Annotated in this window: 10 protein-coding genes; 6 read left to right on the top strand and 4 right to left on the bottom strand. The window is 40.0% G+C overall.

Going from position 1 to position 19,624, the window contains the following annotated elements; all coding sequences use genetic code 11:
- Window positions 1–131: 131 nt before the first annotated feature.
- Both RYP29_RS03945 and RYP29_RS03940 read left to right on the top strand, forming a co-directional pair.
- Window positions 132–8,411: an ESPR-type extended signal peptide-containing protein gene (locus RYP29_RS03945; protein ID WP_311532351.1), complete on the top strand. Its 8,280-nt coding sequence runs from the start codon at window positions 132–134 to the stop codon at window positions 8,409–8,411.
- Window positions 8,412–8,666: 255 nt separating this feature from the next.
- A complete protein-coding gene (locus RYP29_RS03940) occupies window positions 8,667–10,076 on the top strand; it encodes an MATE family efflux transporter (RefSeq protein ID WP_311532350.1) in 1,410 nt (469 codons plus the stop codon).
- Between the two features lie 273 nt (window positions 10,077–10,349).
- On the opposite strand, the gene RYP29_RS03935 is transcribed toward RYP29_RS03940, so the two are convergent.
- Window positions 10,350–11,057: a glutamine amidotransferase gene (locus RYP29_RS03935; protein ID WP_311532348.1), complete on the bottom strand. Its 708-nt coding sequence runs from the start codon at window positions 11,055–11,057 to the stop codon at window positions 10,350–10,352.
- A 192-nt stretch (window positions 11,058–11,249) separates the two neighbouring features.
- Here RYP29_RS03935 and RYP29_RS03930 point away from each other — a divergent pair, with 192 nt between their 5' ends.
- The 3 genes from RYP29_RS03930 (at window position 11,250) to RYP29_RS03920 (ending at window position 14,369) form a co-directional block, all read left to right on the top strand.
- Complete coding sequence (locus RYP29_RS03930) at window positions 11,250–12,269, top strand: OmpA family protein (protein ID WP_311532347.1); 1,020 nt, start codon at window positions 11,250–11,252, stop codon at window positions 12,267–12,269.
- A gap of 206 nt (window positions 12,270–12,475) precedes the next feature.
- Entirely contained in the window at window positions 12,476–13,597 is a 1,122-nt protein-coding gene (locus RYP29_RS03925) for an AI-2E family transporter (protein ID WP_311532345.1), read from the top strand.
- Between the two features lie 112 nt (window positions 13,598–13,709).
- Window positions 13,710–14,369, top strand: a complete 660-nt coding sequence (locus tag RYP29_RS03920) for a PepSY domain-containing protein (protein WP_005377261.1) — start codon at window positions 13,710–13,712, stop codon at window positions 14,367–14,369.
- Between the two features lie 126 nt (window positions 14,370–14,495).
- On the opposite strand, the gene RYP29_RS03915 is transcribed toward RYP29_RS03920, so the two are convergent.
- Both RYP29_RS03915 and sstT read right to left on the bottom strand, forming a co-directional pair.
- Entirely contained in the window at window positions 14,496–16,013 is a 1,518-nt protein-coding gene (locus tag RYP29_RS03915; RefSeq protein WP_311532343.1) for an FAD-dependent oxidoreductase, read from the bottom strand.
- Between the two features lie 180 nt (window positions 16,014–16,193).
- Window positions 16,194–17,414, bottom strand: coding sequence for a serine/threonine transporter SstT (gene sstT / locus RYP29_RS03910; RefSeq protein WP_311532341.1), 1,221 nt, complete (start codon window positions 17,412–17,414; stop codon window positions 16,194–16,196).
- Between the two features lie 284 nt (window positions 17,415–17,698).
- Between sstT and RYP29_RS03905 the strand changes: the two genes are divergently transcribed.
- A complete protein-coding gene (locus tag RYP29_RS03905; protein ID WP_311532340.1) occupies window positions 17,699–18,436 on the top strand; it encodes a ubiquinone/menaquinone biosynthesis methyltransferase in 738 nt (245 codons plus the stop codon).
- Between the two features lie 151 nt (window positions 18,437–18,587).
- On the opposite strand, the gene RYP29_RS03900 is transcribed toward RYP29_RS03905, so the two are convergent.
- The gene (locus RYP29_RS03900; RefSeq protein WP_311532339.1) at window positions 18,588–19,319 is read right to left on the bottom strand and encodes an SIMPL domain-containing protein; all 732 of its coding nucleotides are present in this window, start codon (window positions 19,317–19,319) and stop codon (window positions 18,588–18,590) included.
- Between the last annotated feature and the right edge of the window lie 305 nt (window positions 19,320–19,624).

Here is a 19,624-nt window from a genome sequence, read left to right as displayed (position 1 = left end):
AATTATGGTAAAATTGAAGATAGGTTTTTATAAATGTAAAGCTATGTAGCTTTCATTATTTCCAGACTGAGAGAAGTATGGAACATTAGATTCATATAGTTGAGGGTTAGTATTTTAGAAGAGGAAAACATATGAATAAAATATTTAAAGTAATTTGGTCTAAGTCCAAACAGTGCTATGTTGTAGTATCTGAAATGGCAAAAAATAAAACAGGGAAAAAGAAAATCGTAGTAGCAAGTATCTTGGCTGCCTTGGCAATGCAAACTGCAGGCGTAACAGATGTTGCAGCTGCACCGGCACCGGCACCAATAACGGATAAACCATCTGATGCTATTGCTAATGGTACTGTAACTAGTGGTAAAACTAATGGCCTAGCTATTGGTAATGCGGCGAATTCTGGTAGTAACCAATCTATTGCAATCGGTTATTATAGTGAAGCAAATGCAACAGAAGTGACTCCAGCTGCTTTACCTGCAACAGCAATTGGTGCTGGTGCTAAGGCAAAAGGTTATTCTACAGTTGCATTGGGGCTATCAGCTGTAGCAGAAGCTGATAGTGCTACGGCGTTAGGTTCTAAGACTAGTGCTACTGGTGATAGATCTGTAGCAGTTGGCATTAATGCTGCAGCTACAGCTGATAGTGCTACGGCGTTAGGTTCTAAGACTAGTGCTACTGGTGATAAATCTATAGCAGTCGGTGTTAATGCTGCAGCTACAGGTAGATATGCGAGTACTTTAGGTGCTGATGCTAGTGCGGTTGGTAATGCTACAGCGTTAGGGGCTAACTCCCTTGCTTCCGTGGATGCAGCTGTAGCAGTCGGTACTGGTTCTAAGGCTACAGGTAACTATGCTAGTGCTTTAGGTGCTGATTCAACAGCCTCTGGTAATGATTCTACCTCATTTGGTCATGGTACTGCTGCATCTGGCGCATCTTCTACTGCGTTGGGCTCTAGGGCCAAGACTAGGGGAACTGCAGGCATTGGTATTGGTATGTTAGCTGAGTCCACCAAGGATTATGGTGTTGCAATTGGCGGAGAAAGTTCTTCAACTGGAGATAGCAGTATTGCTATTGGTAAAAAAAGCTCTGTGACAGGGAACAATGGTATTGCTATCGGCGCTTTTACTACCTCAAAAGGGGCCAATGGTGTTGCTGTTGGTACTAATGGAACTACAGCTGAGTTAGCTGGCGTTGCAGTTGGTCAAGCTGCTAAGTCTAATAAATTTAATAGTGTTGCTATGGGTATGAATGTAACTGCTGATGGTGATAATTCTGTAGCGTTAGGTGGTAATGCTTCAGCAAATAATGATGGAACCATTGCCATTGGTTCCTATGGATCTACTCCAACAACTGCTACAGGCAATAAAGCTCTTGCAATAGGTTCTGCTACGACAGCCAATGGTTTAGAGTCAATTGCTTTGGGGAGTCGTGTTAAGTCCACATCTCAACATTCTATTGCTATTGGTACTGCCTCTAATGCAAGTGCAGTTAAATCCGTTGCTATTGGTCCTGATTCTAGAGCTACCGTTGATGGTGGTGTTGCCTTAGGACGTGATTCCGTTGCCGATGTAGCAGGAGGTGTTAAAGGTTATAATCCTAATACAAACCGTACAGATATTTATTCCGGTTTAAATAGCAATGTGCTTACCAGCACAAATGGTGCTGTTTCTATTGGTAATGGTAGTACTGTAACACGTCAACTTACAGGCCTTGCAGCAGGTACAAAAGATACAGATGCAGTTAACGTAGCTCAATTAAAGAGTGTGAACCTTGCATTTTCTGGCAATGTGAATACTGGCAATGTAAATATTGCAAATAGTACATTAGGCCTTAAGGGGGATAACACATATATTACAACAGCTGCTAACGGTCAAAACCTTACAATTTCAGGTAAAACACAAAATATTAATGTCACAAATGGTCAAGCTTCTGCAAATGCGGCAGGTATGGCGGACTCTAAAAATGTAGCAGATGCTATTAATAAAGCTATTTCTGCCAATGCATATAGCTGGAAAGTAGCTGCGGATAGGGATCCTAGTGCTCCTGAAGTAATCAATAAATCAGATACTGTGATTTTTGGCGGAGATAATAATCTTACAGTAACTCGTAATGGCAAAAAAATTACTACTTCTTTGAATAAGGCGATTACAGTAGATACTGTGAAAGCTAATCAATCCGTTACAGTTTCTTATGGTGGTAATCAAATTACTCTAGATGGTTCAAACGGGGCTGTTTCTGGTAGATCTTTTACAGGTCAATCTTTTACAGCTGGCAATAATGTGTTAAGTAATACAACACTACAAATGGGTTCACCTACGGGTCCTAAAAATGTAACCATTACTGGTGATGGTTTAACTGCGAAAAATGGTACAAGAACTGTTAAGTTTGGTACCGACTCTATTAGTGCAGGGGGGCAACAAATTACCAATGTTTCTAGCGGCGGTAATGTAGGTACTAATGCGGCTAATATTACAGACCTTAAAAATGCTATCTATGGTGTAGATCTTAATCTTTCAGATGGTAGCCATAATGGTAAGGTTAAATTAGAAACTCAAAAATTAACCGTTTCTGGTGCCAATGGTGTTAGAACCTATGTAAATGGACAAACTCTAACAGTCGGTTTAGATAACAATACTGTGAATGCTACAACGAAAGGCATTGGTTTAACAGGTGATACTGGCACGACAGGCCTAAAATATTTAAAAGATGGCGATGCAACATTCAAAGTCTATGGCGATAGTAATTTAGTTAGTACAAAGGCCTCTACTACAGGTGTTCAAGTAGCTGTTGATCCAGCTAAGGTTAAGGATTTAGCTGTAGCTGCTGTAACGGTAAGTAAAGCTACACCAGCAGATAATCCTATTACTGTAACACCAACAGCAGGTACTAATTCTAAAGATTATGCTATTGGTATCGATACTACAAAACTAGCTAATCAAACACAATTAACATATAAAGCGAACGGTGCCAATGCAAACAAAGTGTCCTTAGCAAATGGATTAAACTTTACAGATGGTACTTTTACAAAAGCTACGGTAGGTACAAATGGGAATGTAACTATTTCTACTGCCACTGAAACGATTACTAATGATGCTGATGGTAAAGCTAAAGTAAATAGCCCTACAGATGGTTTAGCGACTGCTAAAAATGTAGCGGATTCTATCAATAAAGCGGTAGACGGTTTGTCTCAAAATCTGACTGTTTCTGATGGTGCTACAGATGGCACTGTAAATCTTAAGAATCAAAAACTTACTGTTTCCGGTACGAATGGTGTAACTACAACTGTAAATGGCCAAACTATTACAGTAGGTCTTGATGCAGCTACTAAAACTAAAGTAGATAATGCTTCTACAGCAGTAGCTCGTAACATTTCTCTTGGTGCAGATAGCGGTACAGCATCTAGTCAATCTTTGAAAGATAACGACGTAGCATTCAATGTGAAAGGTGCTACAGGTGATTTCATTTCTACAAAGATGAATGGCGACACTGTTGAAATTTCCACTAAGCGAGCAGCTATTACTAGCGATGCTAATACAGGGGCAGCATCTGTCACAGGCGATGATGGATTAGCAACATCTAAAAATGTAGCAGATGCTATTAATAAAGCAGCTGATGCGGCTAAAGCTGGTGCGGCATGGAATCTTACAACAAATTCCAGCACAACAGATAAAACAACTGTACAAGGTGGTGATACAGTAGATCTTATCAATGGCGACAATATCTTGATCACTCAAGATGGTACAGATAAAAAGAAAATTACTGTAGCTACGAAGAAAGATCTTACAGTAGATTCTATTACTGCTGGTAACACAGTAATCAACACATCTGGCTTAACAAATGGTACTACTGCAATTACAGGTACTGGTATTACAACAGATAAAGTAACTGTAGGCGGCATCTCTATTGATAAAAACGATGGTATCAACGGAGGCAATAAAACAATCACTAATGTTGCTAGTGGCGGTACAACTGACACTAATGCAGCAAATATTGGTGATATTAAGCAAGCCGTTGCTAACTTGTCCCAAAACCTAAATATTACAGATGGTACGAATAATGGGACTATTGACCTTAAAAACCAAAAACTTAATGTAGCTGGTGCTAACGGTGTAAAGGCGACTGTAAATAATCAAACGATTACAGTTGGTTTAGATACAGACACTAAAACTAAAGTAGATAATTCTTCTGCTGCAGTGAATCGTACTATCTCCCTTGGTGCAGATAGTGGTACTGCATCTAGCCAATCCTTAAAAGATGGCGATGTAGCGTTCAATGTAAAAGGTGCGACAGGTGATTTCATTTCTACGAAGATGAATGGCGACACTGTAGAAGTTTCCACAAAACGTTCTACTATTAACAGTGACGCTGCAGGTACTGCCTCTGTTACAGGTGATGATGGCTTAGCAACTGCTAAGAACGTGGCTGATGCGATTAATAAAGCGGCTACTACAGCAAGAGCAGGTGCAGCGTGGAATCTATCTGCTAATGGTGGTACACCGACTACTGTAGCCGGTGGAGATACTGTTAACTTTACTGGTGACGATAATATTACAGTTACTCAAACTGGTAAAAAAATCGCTACTACATTAAACAAAGATCTTAAGAAAATGAACACTATTTCCTTTGAAGATGGTCTAGGTGAAACAATCAAGTTTGATGCTGCAGATTCTAGCGGTACATTTACATCTTCGGGTGGCGGTGCTTATACCAAAATTAATCGTGAGGGTTTAAGCATTAATAATGGCGAAACTGGTGCTAATGGAGTTGAAACGTTTCTTGGATCAGACATTTTGTATCTTCGTAGTGGTTCTGATGCTAATAATCTTACATCTCGTGAACTTGCTTTCAACGATGCGAATGGAAATGAATCTATTCATAATGCACAAGGACTAATTGCCGAATCTGCAGGAGGAGCTAAAACAATCCAATTTACTCTTGATGAAATCAAGGCTGGTGGCAACAAAATTAAAGAGGTTGCAGAAGGTACTGATGATACTGATGCAGTAAATGTAAAACAGTTAAAAGATACTGTAGCAAGCCAAACGTTGACATACCGTGCTAATAGCGCAGCTGATGCAGATGCTAAGTCTGTTAAATTATCTAAAGGCTTAGACTTTGTAGATGGCACGATGACAAAGGCCACTGTAGATAATGATGGCAAGGTAACATTTGATATTAATGATGATACTAAGACTAAGATCAATGATTCTGCAGCGGCTGTGAGCCGTAAGGTTTCTCTTGGTGCGGATAGTGGTACTGTATCTAGCCAATCCTTAAAAGATGGGGATGTAGCGTTTAATGTAAAAGGTGCGACAGGTGATTTCATTTCTACGAAGATGAATGGCGATACTGTAGAGGTGTCTACAAAACGTGCTACTATTGATAGCAATGCCACTACAGGTGCAGCATCTGTAACAGGTGATGATGGCTTAGCAACAGCTAAAAATGTAGCAGATGCTATCAACAAGGCTGCTAAAGCAAGCACTGATGCTATTAACTTGAAATTTGCTGGCGATACTAATACATCTGCTGGTGTAGTAAACCTTAAAGATGATACATTGGGTATCAAAGGCGATGGTAAATATGTAACAACTGATGCAGATGGCAAAAACTTAACTGTAAAAGTATCCGAAGCAGAGGTTAAGAAATCTGCTGTAAGTGCAGTTACAGTAAGTACTGATACAACTGATGCGGATAATCCGTTGACTGTTACAGGTACACCAAGTGCAGATGGCACAACTAAGGATTACAAGGTAACGATTGATGGTACTAAGGTTGCAACTAAGACTAAATTGACTTACAAAGCAAATGATGGTACTGCTAAACAAGTATCCTTAGCTGATGGCTTGAACTTTAAAGATGGTACACTAACATCTGCTACTATTGATGATGCAGGCGTTGTTAAATATGACGTAAAAACAGCGGCTATTACAGCCGGCACAGATGGCACTGTTACAGCTCCTGCTACAGATGGTGTAGCAACAGCTAAGAATGTAGCCGATGCTATTAATGCAGCTAAAAAAGCATCTAAAACAGAAATTACTGCTAATGATGATGAAGAAGCTAATGCAACAACTGGTAATGTAAAATTGACATCTACAACGGCTGCAGATGGTCATACAATTTACAATGTAAAACTTAATGATACATTGACATTTGGTTCTGGCGCTAATGCCATTGTCATTGATGGTACAGCTGGTAAGGCTACTATTGGTAGTGCAGCTATTGATGGTGTTAATAATACAATTACAACTGGTGGTAATAAGGCGGTAACGTTAGATGGTACTACTGGTACAATTACAGGTAAAGCAGCGAATATCGGTGGTGTTACTGTAGATGGTACAAATAACCATGTAACAGGTCTCGCTAATACGACTTGGGATGGCAATGCTGTTTCTGGCCGTGCTGCTACAGAGGATCAATTGAAAGCAGTAGCTGATGCTGCAGCTAACCAAACATGGGAAATTACAGCCGACAAGGATGCTGCTACATCTGGTAAACAAACTGGTACTAAGACCGATGCCAAAGTAGGAAAAGACGCAAAGGTTACGATGATTGCAGGTGAAAACATCACAATCAACCAAAATGAGCGTGATTTCACATATTCCTTGAATAAAGATCTTGTGAACATGAACTCTGCAAGCTTCAACGGTACTGGTAATAACACAACTGTTATCAATGGTGATTCCATTGCACAAACTGCTGGTACGCAAACGAATACATCTACTGCAGCTGGTAATACAGTAACAGATGGTGCTAAGTCTACAGCAACAACAGCTGATGGTACTAAGATTACTGATGGTACAAAAACAAATACTTCCACAGCAGATAGCACAGTTATCGATGATGGCAATGGTAATAACACAGCTCTTACTAAAGATGGTGTAACAATTACTGCAGCTGGTAAGGATCCTGTGTCCTTAACTAAAGATGGCCTCGATAATGGTGGTAATAAAATTTCTAAGATTGCAGATGGTACAGATGACACAGATGCTGTCAATGTACGTCAATTAGAGGCTAAGTCTAAGGCGTCTAAAACAGAATTGACTGCTAATGGTGGTGAAAGTGCTGGTAGTACTACAGGTAATATTGTATTGACTAAGACTACTGCCGCTGATGGACATATCATTTATGACAACAAATTAAATGATACTGTTACATTGGGCACAGATCCAACTAAGGCAGTAACTGTAGATGGTACAACTGGTACGATTAAAGCTGGTGATGGTGCCAATGCAGTTGCTATCGATGGTAAAAATGGTTCTGTGAAAGCTGGCGATAAGATTGCTCTTGATGGTAAGGATGGCAAGGCTACAATTGGTACTGTAGGTATCGATGGTAAAGATGGCATCATTACTACAGGTGGTAATAATCCTGTTGTTGTAAATGGCAAAGATGGTGTTGTTACAGGTTTGACTAATAAGACTTGGAATCCAAATAACATTACATCTGGTCGTGCAGCTACTGAAGATCAAGTAAAATCTGCCGTTGAAAATGCAGGCTGGAATGCAACTGTTGGTACAGAAGGCTCTGGTGTTAATAGCACACCAACAGCGACTGCTGAAAAAGTAAAAACTGATGAAACAGTTACTTTCAAAGCTGGCAATAATATGATGGTTAGCCAAGCTGGTAAAACGATTAGTTATGCAGTAAATCCAGAGCTCAAGGATATGAAGTCTGCTACATTTAAAGATGCAGCAGGTAACACGACTGTAACAGATGGTAATGGCATAACAATTACACCTGGTAGTGCAAACCCTAATAATCCTAATGCAGGTCCTATTTCCTTGACTAAGGATGGTCTCAATAATGGTAATAACCAACTTAAAGGCATTGCACCTGGCACAGATGATACTGATGCAGTAAATGTGAGTCAGTTGAAAGCATCTAATGCAAGAATTGGCGATGCTATTGGTCAAGTAGCGGGCGAGGTACAACGCGTAGGTGCTCATGCAGCAGCGATGGCAGCGTTGAAACCAATCCAATACGATCCATTGGAACCAACTCAAGTGATGGCTGGCGTAGGTAATTATCGTGGTGAAACAGCAGCGGCATTAGGTCTTGCACATTATACAAACGAAGATACAATGTTTAATGTTGGCGTATCTCTCGGTGCAAACCGTAATATGGTAAATGCTGGGGTAACTCACAAATTTGGCTCTAGCCCAGAAAAGAAAAATATTCCTGATCGTTACAAAGCAGGCCCTATTAGCTCTGTGTATGTAATGCAAGATGAAGTATCTAGCCTTAAAAAGGAAAATGCGGAACAAAAATATGTTATCGCGGATCAAGCGGCTCGTCTGACTACGTTAGAAGCTGAGAACGAACAACAACGTCGTGAATTGGCAGAAACGAAGAAGGGCTTAGATGATTTGAAAGCAGCGGTAGATAAATTGTTAGCATCCAAAGGCTAAGTAGTAAAAATTGATAATAGAAATCAAATTGTAAAGATACAATAATCTTGAAATAAAATAAAGAACCCTCTTAACTACGATACCTATACCCTGTTAGGTATAAAACGTATGCAAGAGGGTTCTTTGCGTTTTTGATATAAGTTGTTATTTAAAATTCATAACATATGAATGACCTTTCATATGTTATATGTTATAATACATACGAATTAAGTGATTACATAAAATATTCCTTTTAGTTTGTTATGGGGAGTTATTATGATAACAGCTATACAACGCTGGTTTTCAGTAGATACCATATTACCGATGAAGGATCGACTGGGACCGGTAGATACTACAAAAAACTTATATAATAAATACTTAAAAATTGCATGGCCTGCAACATTGCAAGGGCTCATGATGCAGCTGATGACGGCCATTGATTTGGCCATGGTAGGCTCTTTGGGGGCCTCTGCACTGGCTTCGGTAGGTATCATGGGGCAACCAGAAATGGTTATGCTTGTCATCTGCCGGGCCTTATCGATTGCAGTAACTGCAATTATTGCCCGCCGTCATGGTGAAGGTGATGTAGATGGTATGAATGCGGTGCTAAAGCAATCCATACTACTGAATTTTTTTATCTATATTCCCTTGCTGGCTATATGCTTGTTTAATTTAGAGCATATTTTGCGATTTACCGGGGCAGAGGATGGCTATATTGAAACGGCTGTTTGGTATGGTCGGTTCATTGTCATGAGCCTTGTGTTCCAGTCCTTTAGCCAAATTGTAGGGGGCGCCCTCATCGGCTATGGCAATACAAAGGTTATCTTTAAATCCAATGTGGTAGGGAATATCTTAAATACCATTATGAACTTCTTCTTGATCTATGGTATTGCCTTTTTTCCAGAATTTGGTGTCATGGGGGCCGGTATTTCAACACTCATCAGTAGTGCCGTTATCGCAGCATTGTTGTTGCGAGCTATTTCTCAACATACCAAGACTGGTCTCACCTTATTGCATCCGTCAAAATGGCGATTTGAGCGCTCCGTACTTCATACGGTGTTCCACGTAGGGGGCAGCTCCTTAGGGGAACAATTCTTTGAACGCTTTGGTATGTATACATATACCATGATTGTGGCATCCCTTGGTGCCGTACCATTGGCTGCGCATTATGTGTGTATGAATTTGATGGACATATTCTATTATTTTGCCATGGGCCTTGGTTTTGCCGGTGCATCTCATACGGGTCAAAACTTAGGACATAAACGACCTGATTTAGCGAAGGCTTTTGGTCGTATCGGCGCTCGTATGGGGCTCTTTGTAGGACTTATTAGTGGTCTTATATTCATCAGTGCCGGTCATTTGTTGGTACAAGCCTATACTCGTGAAAGTGAGGTTGTCACACTGGCTACAGCATTGATGGGCATTATGGCCATCGCTGCCTTTCCTCAAGCACTACAACAGGTCTTTGCAGGCGTGTTGAAAGGGGCAGGTGATACCTTCTATGTCATGAAGTATTCATTAATCAGCGTTGCTGTTATTCGCCCGATTATTACCTATGTGCTATGTATTACATTAGGTCTAGGCTTATATGGAGCCTGGATTGCTCTATGTTTAGATCAATCGTTACGGCTTGTTTGTGCCTATATACGATTCATCGGTGGCACATGGCAGCATAAGGTGGTATAGGCATATCGAAAAATTTAAAATAGTTTATGAAAGATTTATGAATTTATACTTGATTAGAAAATGTTAATAGTATAAAATATAAATGTGGAATAAATGACACGTTGGGGAACGTGTTATTTACAATAATTATCAATTTCACGTATATATGTAAGGGATATATATATATGAATATAAAGAGGCATCGGCCAGTAGTGGTCGATGCCTCTTTTATATGTATACGCACATGACGTAAGCCTCAGATAGACTGGGGCTGTAGTATGTGTATGAGATTAATTATAAACTATTTCTTTCTAGCCATGCAGTCATAGCTTTTTTGCCTGCAGCAGGTAGAGATTCGGAGAAGGTTTGTGCATCTTCTCGAATCTTAGGAATATCAATACCTGCATTGCATAATTCTGCACAGTGTCCCACAAGCCAGCTTTCAATAACAGTTGGATCTGCCTCTAAGTGAAATTGCAATCCTAAAATATGATTGCCAATGGCAAAGGCTTGGTTAGGGCAGAGGTCTGTTTCGGCAAGGCGAACGGCACCTTCTGGAATTTCGAATTCATCACCATGCCAGTGGAGAACCGGCGTATCTCCTAAAAGCGCCAATGGTGTATGTTGTCCTTCGGTAGTAAAACGCAATGGACCAAAGCCAATTTCCTTTTTGCTATGGCTCATAGGGCCAACATGACCATCCATGATGCGTGAAATAAGTTGCGCCCCAAGACAGATGCCGAGCAAAGGCTTTTTACTATCGATACGGTCCTTAATAAACTTGATTTCATCACTTAAAAAAGGATAGATTTTTTCGTCGTATGCTCCGATAGGGGCCCCACAGACGATGACAAGATCTGCCTTAGTTGCATCGTACTGATTAAAGTCGGCAAGGGGTGCCTCGATATACTCTAATGTAAAGCCCCGTTCTATTAATAAAGGCTCTAAAATACCGGCATTTTCAAAGTGGATATGACGTACTACATAGGCTGTTTTACTCATGGTTCCTCCTTATACTACATATAACAATCTATTGTTAGTATATCATATTCTATAGAATTTTATGTGAGAGGTAGCACAGATTCATGAGAGTTTCATTGGAATATTGAATTTTTTCGAAGAGTTGTGTACAATATAATTATCGTTAAAAAAGCCCTTATGTGTGTAAGGGTGATTAATGGAGGGAATAATACAATGAATAAAAAATTAGTAGCATTATTGGCTGTAGCTACAATGGGTATTTCTGTTGTAGGTGCTACACCACAAACACAATTCACAAAAGGTGAAACTCAAGTTGATCTTGGTGCAGCAAGCGTTGAAACTAAAGCAGATGGTTTTAAAGCTGCTCACAAATGGAACTTTGATGGCGATATTACTCACGCATTGCGCGATAAAACTGCTATCCAATACGGTTACCATGGTTTGAATTCCAAACATGTTGATTCCAACATGCAAGAAGTAAACTTGATTCAAACATTGAGCAAAAACTTTGCATTGTATGGTGGTTGGGGTCGCATTCATAGCGATGCTATTAAACATACAAACAACATTGCTCAAGTTGGTATTATCGGTAAAGCTGCTTTAGGTTCTAAAGTAGACGTATACGGCAAAGCTGGTATCGGTACAAAAGAAACTACAACTTGGGAAGCCGGCTTGGGTTACAAAGCAACTGATAATCTTGATATCAATGCTGGTTACCGTTATGTAAATACAAAAGCAACTGATAACCATAACGTATCCTTCCAAGGTCCTGTAGTTGGTTTGTCCTACCGTTTCGGTGGTGCTGAAAAAGCTGAACCAATCGCTGTAACTCCTGCACCAGCTCCAGCTCCTGTAGTTGAACACACTGCAGCTCCTGTACAAAAACCAGCTAAAGCTGATTACTATGTACAATCCATCTACTTCGATTCTGATCAAGACGTTCCTCGTGCAGATCAAGGTGCTAACCTACAAGCTGCATTGAACGCTGCTAACCAATACAAAAATGACCAAGTAAAATTGTTGGGTAATGCAGATACTGATGCTAACCCTCAATACAACATTGGCTTGTCCGAACGCCGTGTACAAGATGTTGCACAATACTTGGTAAACAATGGTGTAGATGCTAACCGTTTGATCGGTATCGCTAATGGTGATGCTAAACCTGTTGCAACTAATGCAACTGCAAACGGCAAAGCTGAAAACCGTCGTGTAGACGTTTTCATTCACCGTTAATTTGAGCTTTCTCAATTTAATCTAAACCCATACAAGTCCATCTTTTCGTCTCTCTGTATATTTTGAGTGCGATAAGATGGACTTTTGTGTTATACTAAATCTATTAGAAATACTACTGTACATATGTAAGCTGATCGTTGTCATATAGCTTTCATTTACATTGTGTACAATACTTACCATGTGTTTAGTAAAAGTGAGTTATTAGTATGGAAAAATTTAAATATTATAAGGAGCTTATCGGTGCGATAATACTGGCAGGTCTTATGATATTGGTGGCCTTGCGCATTAGCGATATAGCATCGGGCATCGACGCCTTGATAACGGCTTTTATACCGCTTATCGTAGGTGCCTGCATGGCCTTTGTCCTCGATATTCTCGTCGTCCGCTATGAACGTTGGTTATGGCCGCGTATCGTATCGGGCTGGCGGTATAAGATTAGGCGTCCATTGAGTATTATCCTGTCCTTTGTGACGATTAGTCTTATCGTGTACTTTATTGCTCGTATGGCTGTACCGCAGTTAGTGCATTCTATTACACTTATCGTGTCCGCCGCACCGCAGCTATATCTAGACTTTCAACAATGGATTTACCATTTAAGTGATACCATTCCATTGGCCTCGAATCCTACGGTATTAAATACCTTGAATGGTGAAAGTGTAGTTAACTACACCCGTGAATGGGGTACAAAAGGTGGCACCTACGTGGTGAATACGATGGGCAGTATCTTATCGTGGACTGTAAATATTGCATTAGGCCTTATTTTTGCCATTTACATGCTACTCGATAAGGAGCGCCTCATATCGCAAGGTAAACGTATTTTGAAAGCCTATGCATCTGATACGTGGGTCAATCGTGTAACCTATGTGGTCAGAGTTGCTGTTCAAACATTTAGTAGTTTCTTTGTGGGACAGTTTATCGATGCCTTGATTTTAGGTATCATGGTGGGCGTTACATTATGGATTTGTAACATTTCCTATGCTACGACCATTGCTTGTGTTATCGGCCTTACGGGATTAATTCCGTTGGTTGGCATATACGTAGGCGGTGTAATGGGCGCTGTTATATTGCTTACCATCAGTCCTATGGATGCATTAATTTACGTCATTATTTTAGAGGTTTTGCATCAAATTGAAAGCAATGTGATTTACCCGAAAATCGTAGGTAATTCTGTAGGATTACCTGGCTTATGGGTATTTGCCGCTGTTATCATAGGCGGTAGCTTGATGGGCGTTACAGGCATGATTATAGGCGTGCCATTAGTAGCGACTTGCTATAAATTACTGATGACTGATGTTGAAGAACGATTAGCCGCTAACGAAGGTTTATAACGGTTAGTCACATTAGATACGTCCTTTTGAGCCTGATGGCTCTATATGAAATGTAAAGTTGAATAGATTACATACAAGTTTGTAGAATCCGATTACTATTGGGAGGATTATAATGAATAAAAAATTACTATCTTTGGTTATGACTGGCGTGTTGGCAGTTGGTGTTTTTTCCGTAGCCACACCGTATGAAGCACAAGCGCGCAAAACAAAACCAGAAACAAGCACAGATATTACGATTAAACGTGCACCTGGTCAATCTGTGGTTATGACAATGAGCGAAATTGGTACGATTTTCCAAAATCGTTTCCCTAATGCAGCGTTGCACTCTGTAGAATTGAATTCCAATGATTTGGCCTATGCTTACAAAGTAACTGGATATAGTAAATATCACGAATACAAAATGAAGATTGATATCATCACTGGCAATCAATCCGATATGAGCGAAGGTGGCAAACCTAAACGCGTTATTGGTGAAATCTTCAATAAAGATAAGGTTATCGAACCATCTCAAGCGGAAGCAGCTGCTAAAGCACAATTAGGTGCAGATGCTGTTATGAAGGGCTGGAAGGTTGAAGCTCACAATGGTAAAGTTAATTACTATGTAACAATGCATCAAAATGGTAAGAAAACAGTAGTGACTGTTGATGGTAATACAGGTGCTTACATTGAACAAAGTAAAGCAACAAAATTACCTCCAGAACCAGATCAAGGTTTTGATAAACGCCGTACGAACCTCGTATGGGGCCATGATATCGTTATGGATAAAAAATAATATAAAGCAAGCCTCACCAACTCAATTAGATGAACTAAGAGAGAAGGTGAGGCTTTTCTTTTGAAAAAAACAGGAAGTACACATCATTTGATGTGTACTCCCTGTTATATTGTTATGTACAACCGATTACCAGCGGTTTTCGTAGTACACTTGTGTCCACATGATAACTTCGATAAGAGAAGGATGTGGGCTCATTGTTTCGCCTACGGTGATTACAGATTTAGGATTCATGTTACGCATGATACCTTTTTTACGTAATCGTTTTGTTCGTTCAGACGCGATTTCTTCATTGATGGCAGTCAATGGAGTTACACCGCTGTTCATAAGATTTACGTATGGTTGGAAGAGGATGGAGGCTTGTGGTCCAATCACGTGAATACCAAGGATATAGTTTGTATCTTTATCGACTACGATTTTTACAAAGCCGTCATTTACATCACCTGGATCAATGCCCATAGCATAGCCTTTGGCAGTAGAGGAGTAGAAGTTTTTGCCTACGCCTACATTGTAACCAGCTTTAATCGCTTCTGCTTCGGTAAGACCTACGCTACCGATTTCAGGATAGGAGAAGGTAACCTTTGGCAATACGTCGTAACGGGCCCAACGGAAATCGGCTTCGTTTTTGGCAAAGTATAGATTATGTGCAATAATATCCGCTTCGTAGTTGGCGCGATGACGGAATGCAGGTTCACCGTTCACATCGCCTAACGCATAGATGCCGTCTACAGATGTTTCAAGGAACTCGTTCGTTTTGATCCATCCCTTTGGCCATGTTTCAATACCTGTATTTTCAAGGTGTAACTCTTCGGTAGCAGGGCGGATGCCAGCGGCTACGAGAATTTCCTCCACCTTAGTTTCAGTGATTTCCCCTGTTGTACGATCCTTTGTGACAACAACCTTTAAGCCATCTTCTTGGCGAACCTCTACGGTATCTTGATTAAGAATCACGTTGATGCCACGTTCTCTATAGTTGTTGAGAAGATGTTCAGACATATCTGCATCTTCCTTTGGTACTAAGCGTACATTATGTTGAATAATTGTTACGTCAGTGCCGGCTGAGTCAAATACATGAGCAAACTCAACACCGATAGGACCAGCGCCTAAAACGGCAAGGGATTTATACGGTTGTTTTGGGAATTTATCGCCAAAGAGGCTTTCACTAGAAAGATAACCGGCCTCTTGTAAACCAGGTACATTTGGCACATTGCTGTAGCCACCAGTACCAAGAACGATGGTAGGGGCTGTAATTTCTACGATGCCAGAGCCGTCGTTGAGGTGGATATTCATCACCTTATCGGACACAAAACTAGCTGCACCGCGGTACACGTCTACATTGTCATATGCGTTGTAGTAATCGTAGATGCCTGCGGACTCGTCGATTTTGTGCCATGTACGTTTGGAAACGATATCCCAATCCATCGTGGCCTCGCTAACATTAACGCCGATTTTACCGAATTCTTTGACCTCTTGCACAGCATTCGCAGCTGTTACCATAACCTTTGTAGGAATACAACCGCGTGTTAAGCATGTACCACCAAATTTACCTTTTTCTATGATGGCCACTTTTTGACCTTTTTTGATAGCTGCATCGGCTACGATAGTCGCGCCGCCTGTGCCAACTACAATAATATCGTATTGTTTCATGTTGATTCCTTTCTATATATATCTAGTAATAGTTATTATCATTAAATCTATTATACCATTACATTGAAAATAATCAATATAGTAAACATATTGTTTTTATTCATGGTGAAAGCCGGAATAGGGAAAGCTTTCACAAAAAGAAAAGACGACCCAATGGATCGTCTTGTTCTATATACTGTTTTAATCCCAGTTTTCGTTGTAACCGCGTTTTGCATAATCTGCTGTGGCAGTGAATAGAATATCAGTACTGGAATTGAGGGCTGTTTCTGTGGAGTCTTGTAACACGCCGATGATGAAACCAACACCTACTACTTGCATAGCCACATCGTTGGAGATACCGAATAGGGAACATGCCAATGGAATGAGGAGCAAGGAACCGCCTGCTACACCAGAAGCACCACATGCACCGATAGTAGCGATAACAGATAGAAGGATGGCTGTAGGCACATCCACGATGATGCCCAATGTATGAGCAGCAGCCAATGTCATAACTGTAATTGTAATTGCAGCACCGCCCATGTTGATGGTCGCACCTAATGGAATGGATACGGAATACATATCAGGGTTTAGTTTCAAACGTTTAGCCAAGTCAAGGTTTACAGGAATGTTGGCTGCAGAGCTGCGTGTGAAGAATGCGTAGATAGCAGATTCACGCAAACATTTGAACACCAATGGATATGGGTTACGGCGCAAATAAATAAAGGATAAAAGTGGGTTGACTACCAAGGCTACGAAAATCATAGAGCCTAAGAGTAATACGAGAAGTTGGAAGTAGCTGATAAGTGCTTCGATACCATTTGTTGCAATGGAATCAGCCACAAGGCCCATGATACCAAGAGGAGCGAAACGGATAATCCAACCTACTACAGTAGTAATCGCTTGAGCGATGGATTCCATTACTTCTTTTGTATTCATAGGTGCATGACGTAAAGCACCACCGATGATAAGTGCCCAGCCTAAAATGCCGATGTAGTTGGCGGACATTAATGCTTTCACAGGGTTATCTACGATATTTTTGAGTAATGTTTTCATGACTTCCGCAATACCTTGTGGAGGCGCTGCATCAGCGGCACTAGCTGCTAGATGTAATGTAGTTGGGAAGAACCAGCTCACGAGTACGGCAAGTGCAGCAGAAAGGAATGTACCTAATAGATAGAGCGTAATTACGGAGCCCATACCTGTTTTTTGTCCAGAGCGATGTTTACTAATCGCCGCGATGACTAAGAAGAATACAAGGATTGGTGCAATACCTTTGAGGGCACCAACAAATAATACCCCTAATAGCGATAATTCGTTTGCAATATCAGGGACATAGAGAGCCGTCAAAATACCGATAATCATACCAATGATGATTTGTTGGATGAGGCTGACTCTATTAATGGATTTCATAAATCGATTCATAATAGACTCCAATACTTAATTAGACTACATAAAACAATGAATTCTGTCGTTTATCGAAGAGAAATAATAAATCCTCATAGAAAAGACATATGTCATTATATAACGAACATTGTTATAATTCAATAGATAAATACTAATTATATGATGCGTTTTTTCTATGTGAACATTTTGTAATTCTTTGTATATATAGTATATATATTAGAATTCTTCTAAGTTCTAGAATGTCATCGTTGGTTATGGTATACTGTCAACATGTGATATTCTTGATTATGAAAGTGGGTACCATGAATACTAAAGAATTTAACACGTATGAAGACAAAGAACAATTTGTGCAAGGTGTATTTTCTAATATTGCCAAAAATTATGATTTGATGAATACATTGCTCAGCTTTGGGCAAGATTATTTCTGGCGTAAGTTCGCCGTTAAAGAAATGAATATTGGACCTTATCAACATGTGCTGGACGTAGCTTGTGGTACTTGTGTGTTTACGAAAGAAGCATTGCGCCAAGAGCCGACTTTGACAGTAGAAGCATTAGACTTTAATGCAGAAATGTTAGAGCAAGGTCGTGAGCGTATGGAGCAAGCGGATCTTTTAGACCAAGTGAACTTGGTCCAAGGTGATGCGATGGCGTTGCCTTATGCGGACAATACATTTGATGCGGCTATGAGTGGCTTTGCAATGCGTAATGTACCTGATATTAAACAAGTGCTATCCGAAATGCAACGCGTTGTAAAACCAGGCGGCAAGGTGGTAGTCTTGGAATTGGCTAAGCCAAGTGCATTTGGGTTTAAGCAATTATATAATTTCTACTTCTCCTATATATTACCTATTATAGGCAAATTAAGTAAGGATAATTCTTCCTATGCCTGGTTGCCTGAATCCTTGCGTCGCTATCCTCATCAAAGCGAGATTTTAGAAATCTGGAAATCTCTAGGTTATGAAAATGCTACCTATACTGAATTAACTGGTGGCATTGTGGCAGTACACGAAGGTGTTGTACCAGAGTCCACCACAAAATAATACAAAATAAAGACCGTATAACATAGTTAGTATCGTATGTTATACGGTCTTTTGTTTGTTGATGAACGTAATCACTTATAGCAAATAGTTAAGTATTTGTGTGCGATAGTTCTTATTCGACATTAATTGATTACAGTATATAGCCGATTATTTATTGTAGGTAGTATACGATATCCGCATCTTGGGATACGATTAAAGAACCTTTTTCAACAGGCGTGGAAGTGCTTAGATTTGCTGCAAGTACTTTGGCACTACGATAATAGCCTTGATCGAATGTACTTGTTTCGGTGTTGCTAATGTTAACCGTTTTTACAGGACCTAAGGTGCGACCAAGAGCCGCAGCAATTACCTCAGCCTTGTGTTGGCCATTTTGGATGGCTTCTGTAGTTAAAGAATCGGATAGCTGTTGAGATGGGTCGTTTTGGAATGAAAGACTATTTATGTCATTTGCACCAGCATTGACAGCTGCGTCTACGACTTTACCTACGCTATCCAAGTTGTTGATTTTAACAGTTACAAGGTTGGATACTCGGTAACCTGTGTTAACGCGTTTGCCTTCTTGGTAATCACTAGTAGGATTAATTGAAATATTAGACGTGTAAATGTCTTTTTTTGCAACGTTTAAATTTGAAAGCTTGCTAATAAGGTCGCTCATGATGCGGTCATTATTAGATTTTGCAGCGTTGATATTTGCGTTTTCACTCGTAATGCCTAATGTAAGTATTGCATAGGTAGGGGCTACAGAGCGAGAAGCCTGACCTGTAACATGGATTTCAGATGTATCAAATGATCCTTGTGGTGCTGCAAAGCTAGCTGTAGCAATCGATGCACATATAGCAGCCAAAGCAACCGTTTTAGTAAATAAGCGTTTTGAGAATTTCATATATCTCTCCTTATATAGTATTAATAAAATGGGGAAGAATACCCCGCTGAGATATGACATGTATCTCTCCTTATATAATATTAATAGAAGAGGTAAAGATACCTTTCATTGAGGCGTTACATGTATATCTTCATAAGTTAAGTATATTGTACAAAATAGATTGTGTAAAATCAATATATTTTATTGAAAATGAGTTAAATGTGAAGTTTTGAGAAAATGAGAATTAAGGGTTGCATAGGTATGTGGTTTATACTATAATAACCATACAGTCGTTGAGGCGACTGTTTCTTAATGAGGAAACACTA

It is taken from the genome of uncultured Veillonella sp. (assembly GCF_963534045.1).
Classification (GTDB): domain Bacteria; phylum Bacillota; class Negativicutes; order Veillonellales; family Veillonellaceae; genus Veillonella.
The sequence above is the reverse complement of the archived record's forward strand: the minus strand, read 5'-3'. Positions and strand labels throughout refer to the sequence as shown.

Excerpts from the sequence above, each read along its gene's own strand:
- RYP29_RS03925 (WP_311532345.1), top strand. The coding sequence starts at position 12,476 with ATGGAAAAATTTAAATATTATAAGGAGCTTATCGGTGCGATAATACTG.
- RYP29_RS03940 (WP_311532350.1), top strand. The coding sequence starts at position 8,667 with ATGATAACAGCTATACAACGCTGGTTTTCAGTAGATACCATATTACCG.
- RYP29_RS03935 (WP_311532348.1), bottom strand. The coding sequence starts at position 11,057 with ATGAGTAAAACAGCCTATGTAGTACGTCATATCCACTTTGAAAATGCC.
- RYP29_RS03900 (WP_311532339.1), bottom strand. The coding sequence starts at position 19,319 with ATGAAATTCTCAAAACGCTTATTTACTAAAACGGTTGCTTTGGCTGCT.
- sstT (WP_311532341.1), bottom strand. The coding sequence starts at position 17,414 with ATGAATCGATTTATGAAATCCATTAATAGAGTCAGCCTCATCCAACAA.
- RYP29_RS03930 (WP_311532347.1), top strand. The coding sequence starts at position 11,250 with ATGAATAAAAAATTAGTAGCATTATTGGCTGTAGCTACAATGGGTATT.
- RYP29_RS03920 (WP_005377261.1), top strand. The coding sequence starts at position 13,710 with ATGAATAAAAAATTACTATCTTTGGTTATGACTGGCGTGTTGGCAGTT.
- RYP29_RS03945 (WP_311532351.1), top strand. The coding sequence starts at position 132 with ATGAATAAAATATTTAAAGTAATTTGGTCTAAGTCCAAACAGTGCTAT.
- RYP29_RS03905 (WP_311532340.1), top strand. The coding sequence starts at position 17,699 with ATGAATACTAAAGAATTTAACACGTATGAAGACAAAGAACAATTTGTG.
- RYP29_RS03915 (WP_311532343.1), bottom strand. The coding sequence starts at position 16,013 with ATGAAACAATACGATATTATTGTAGTTGGCACAGGCGGCGCGACTATC.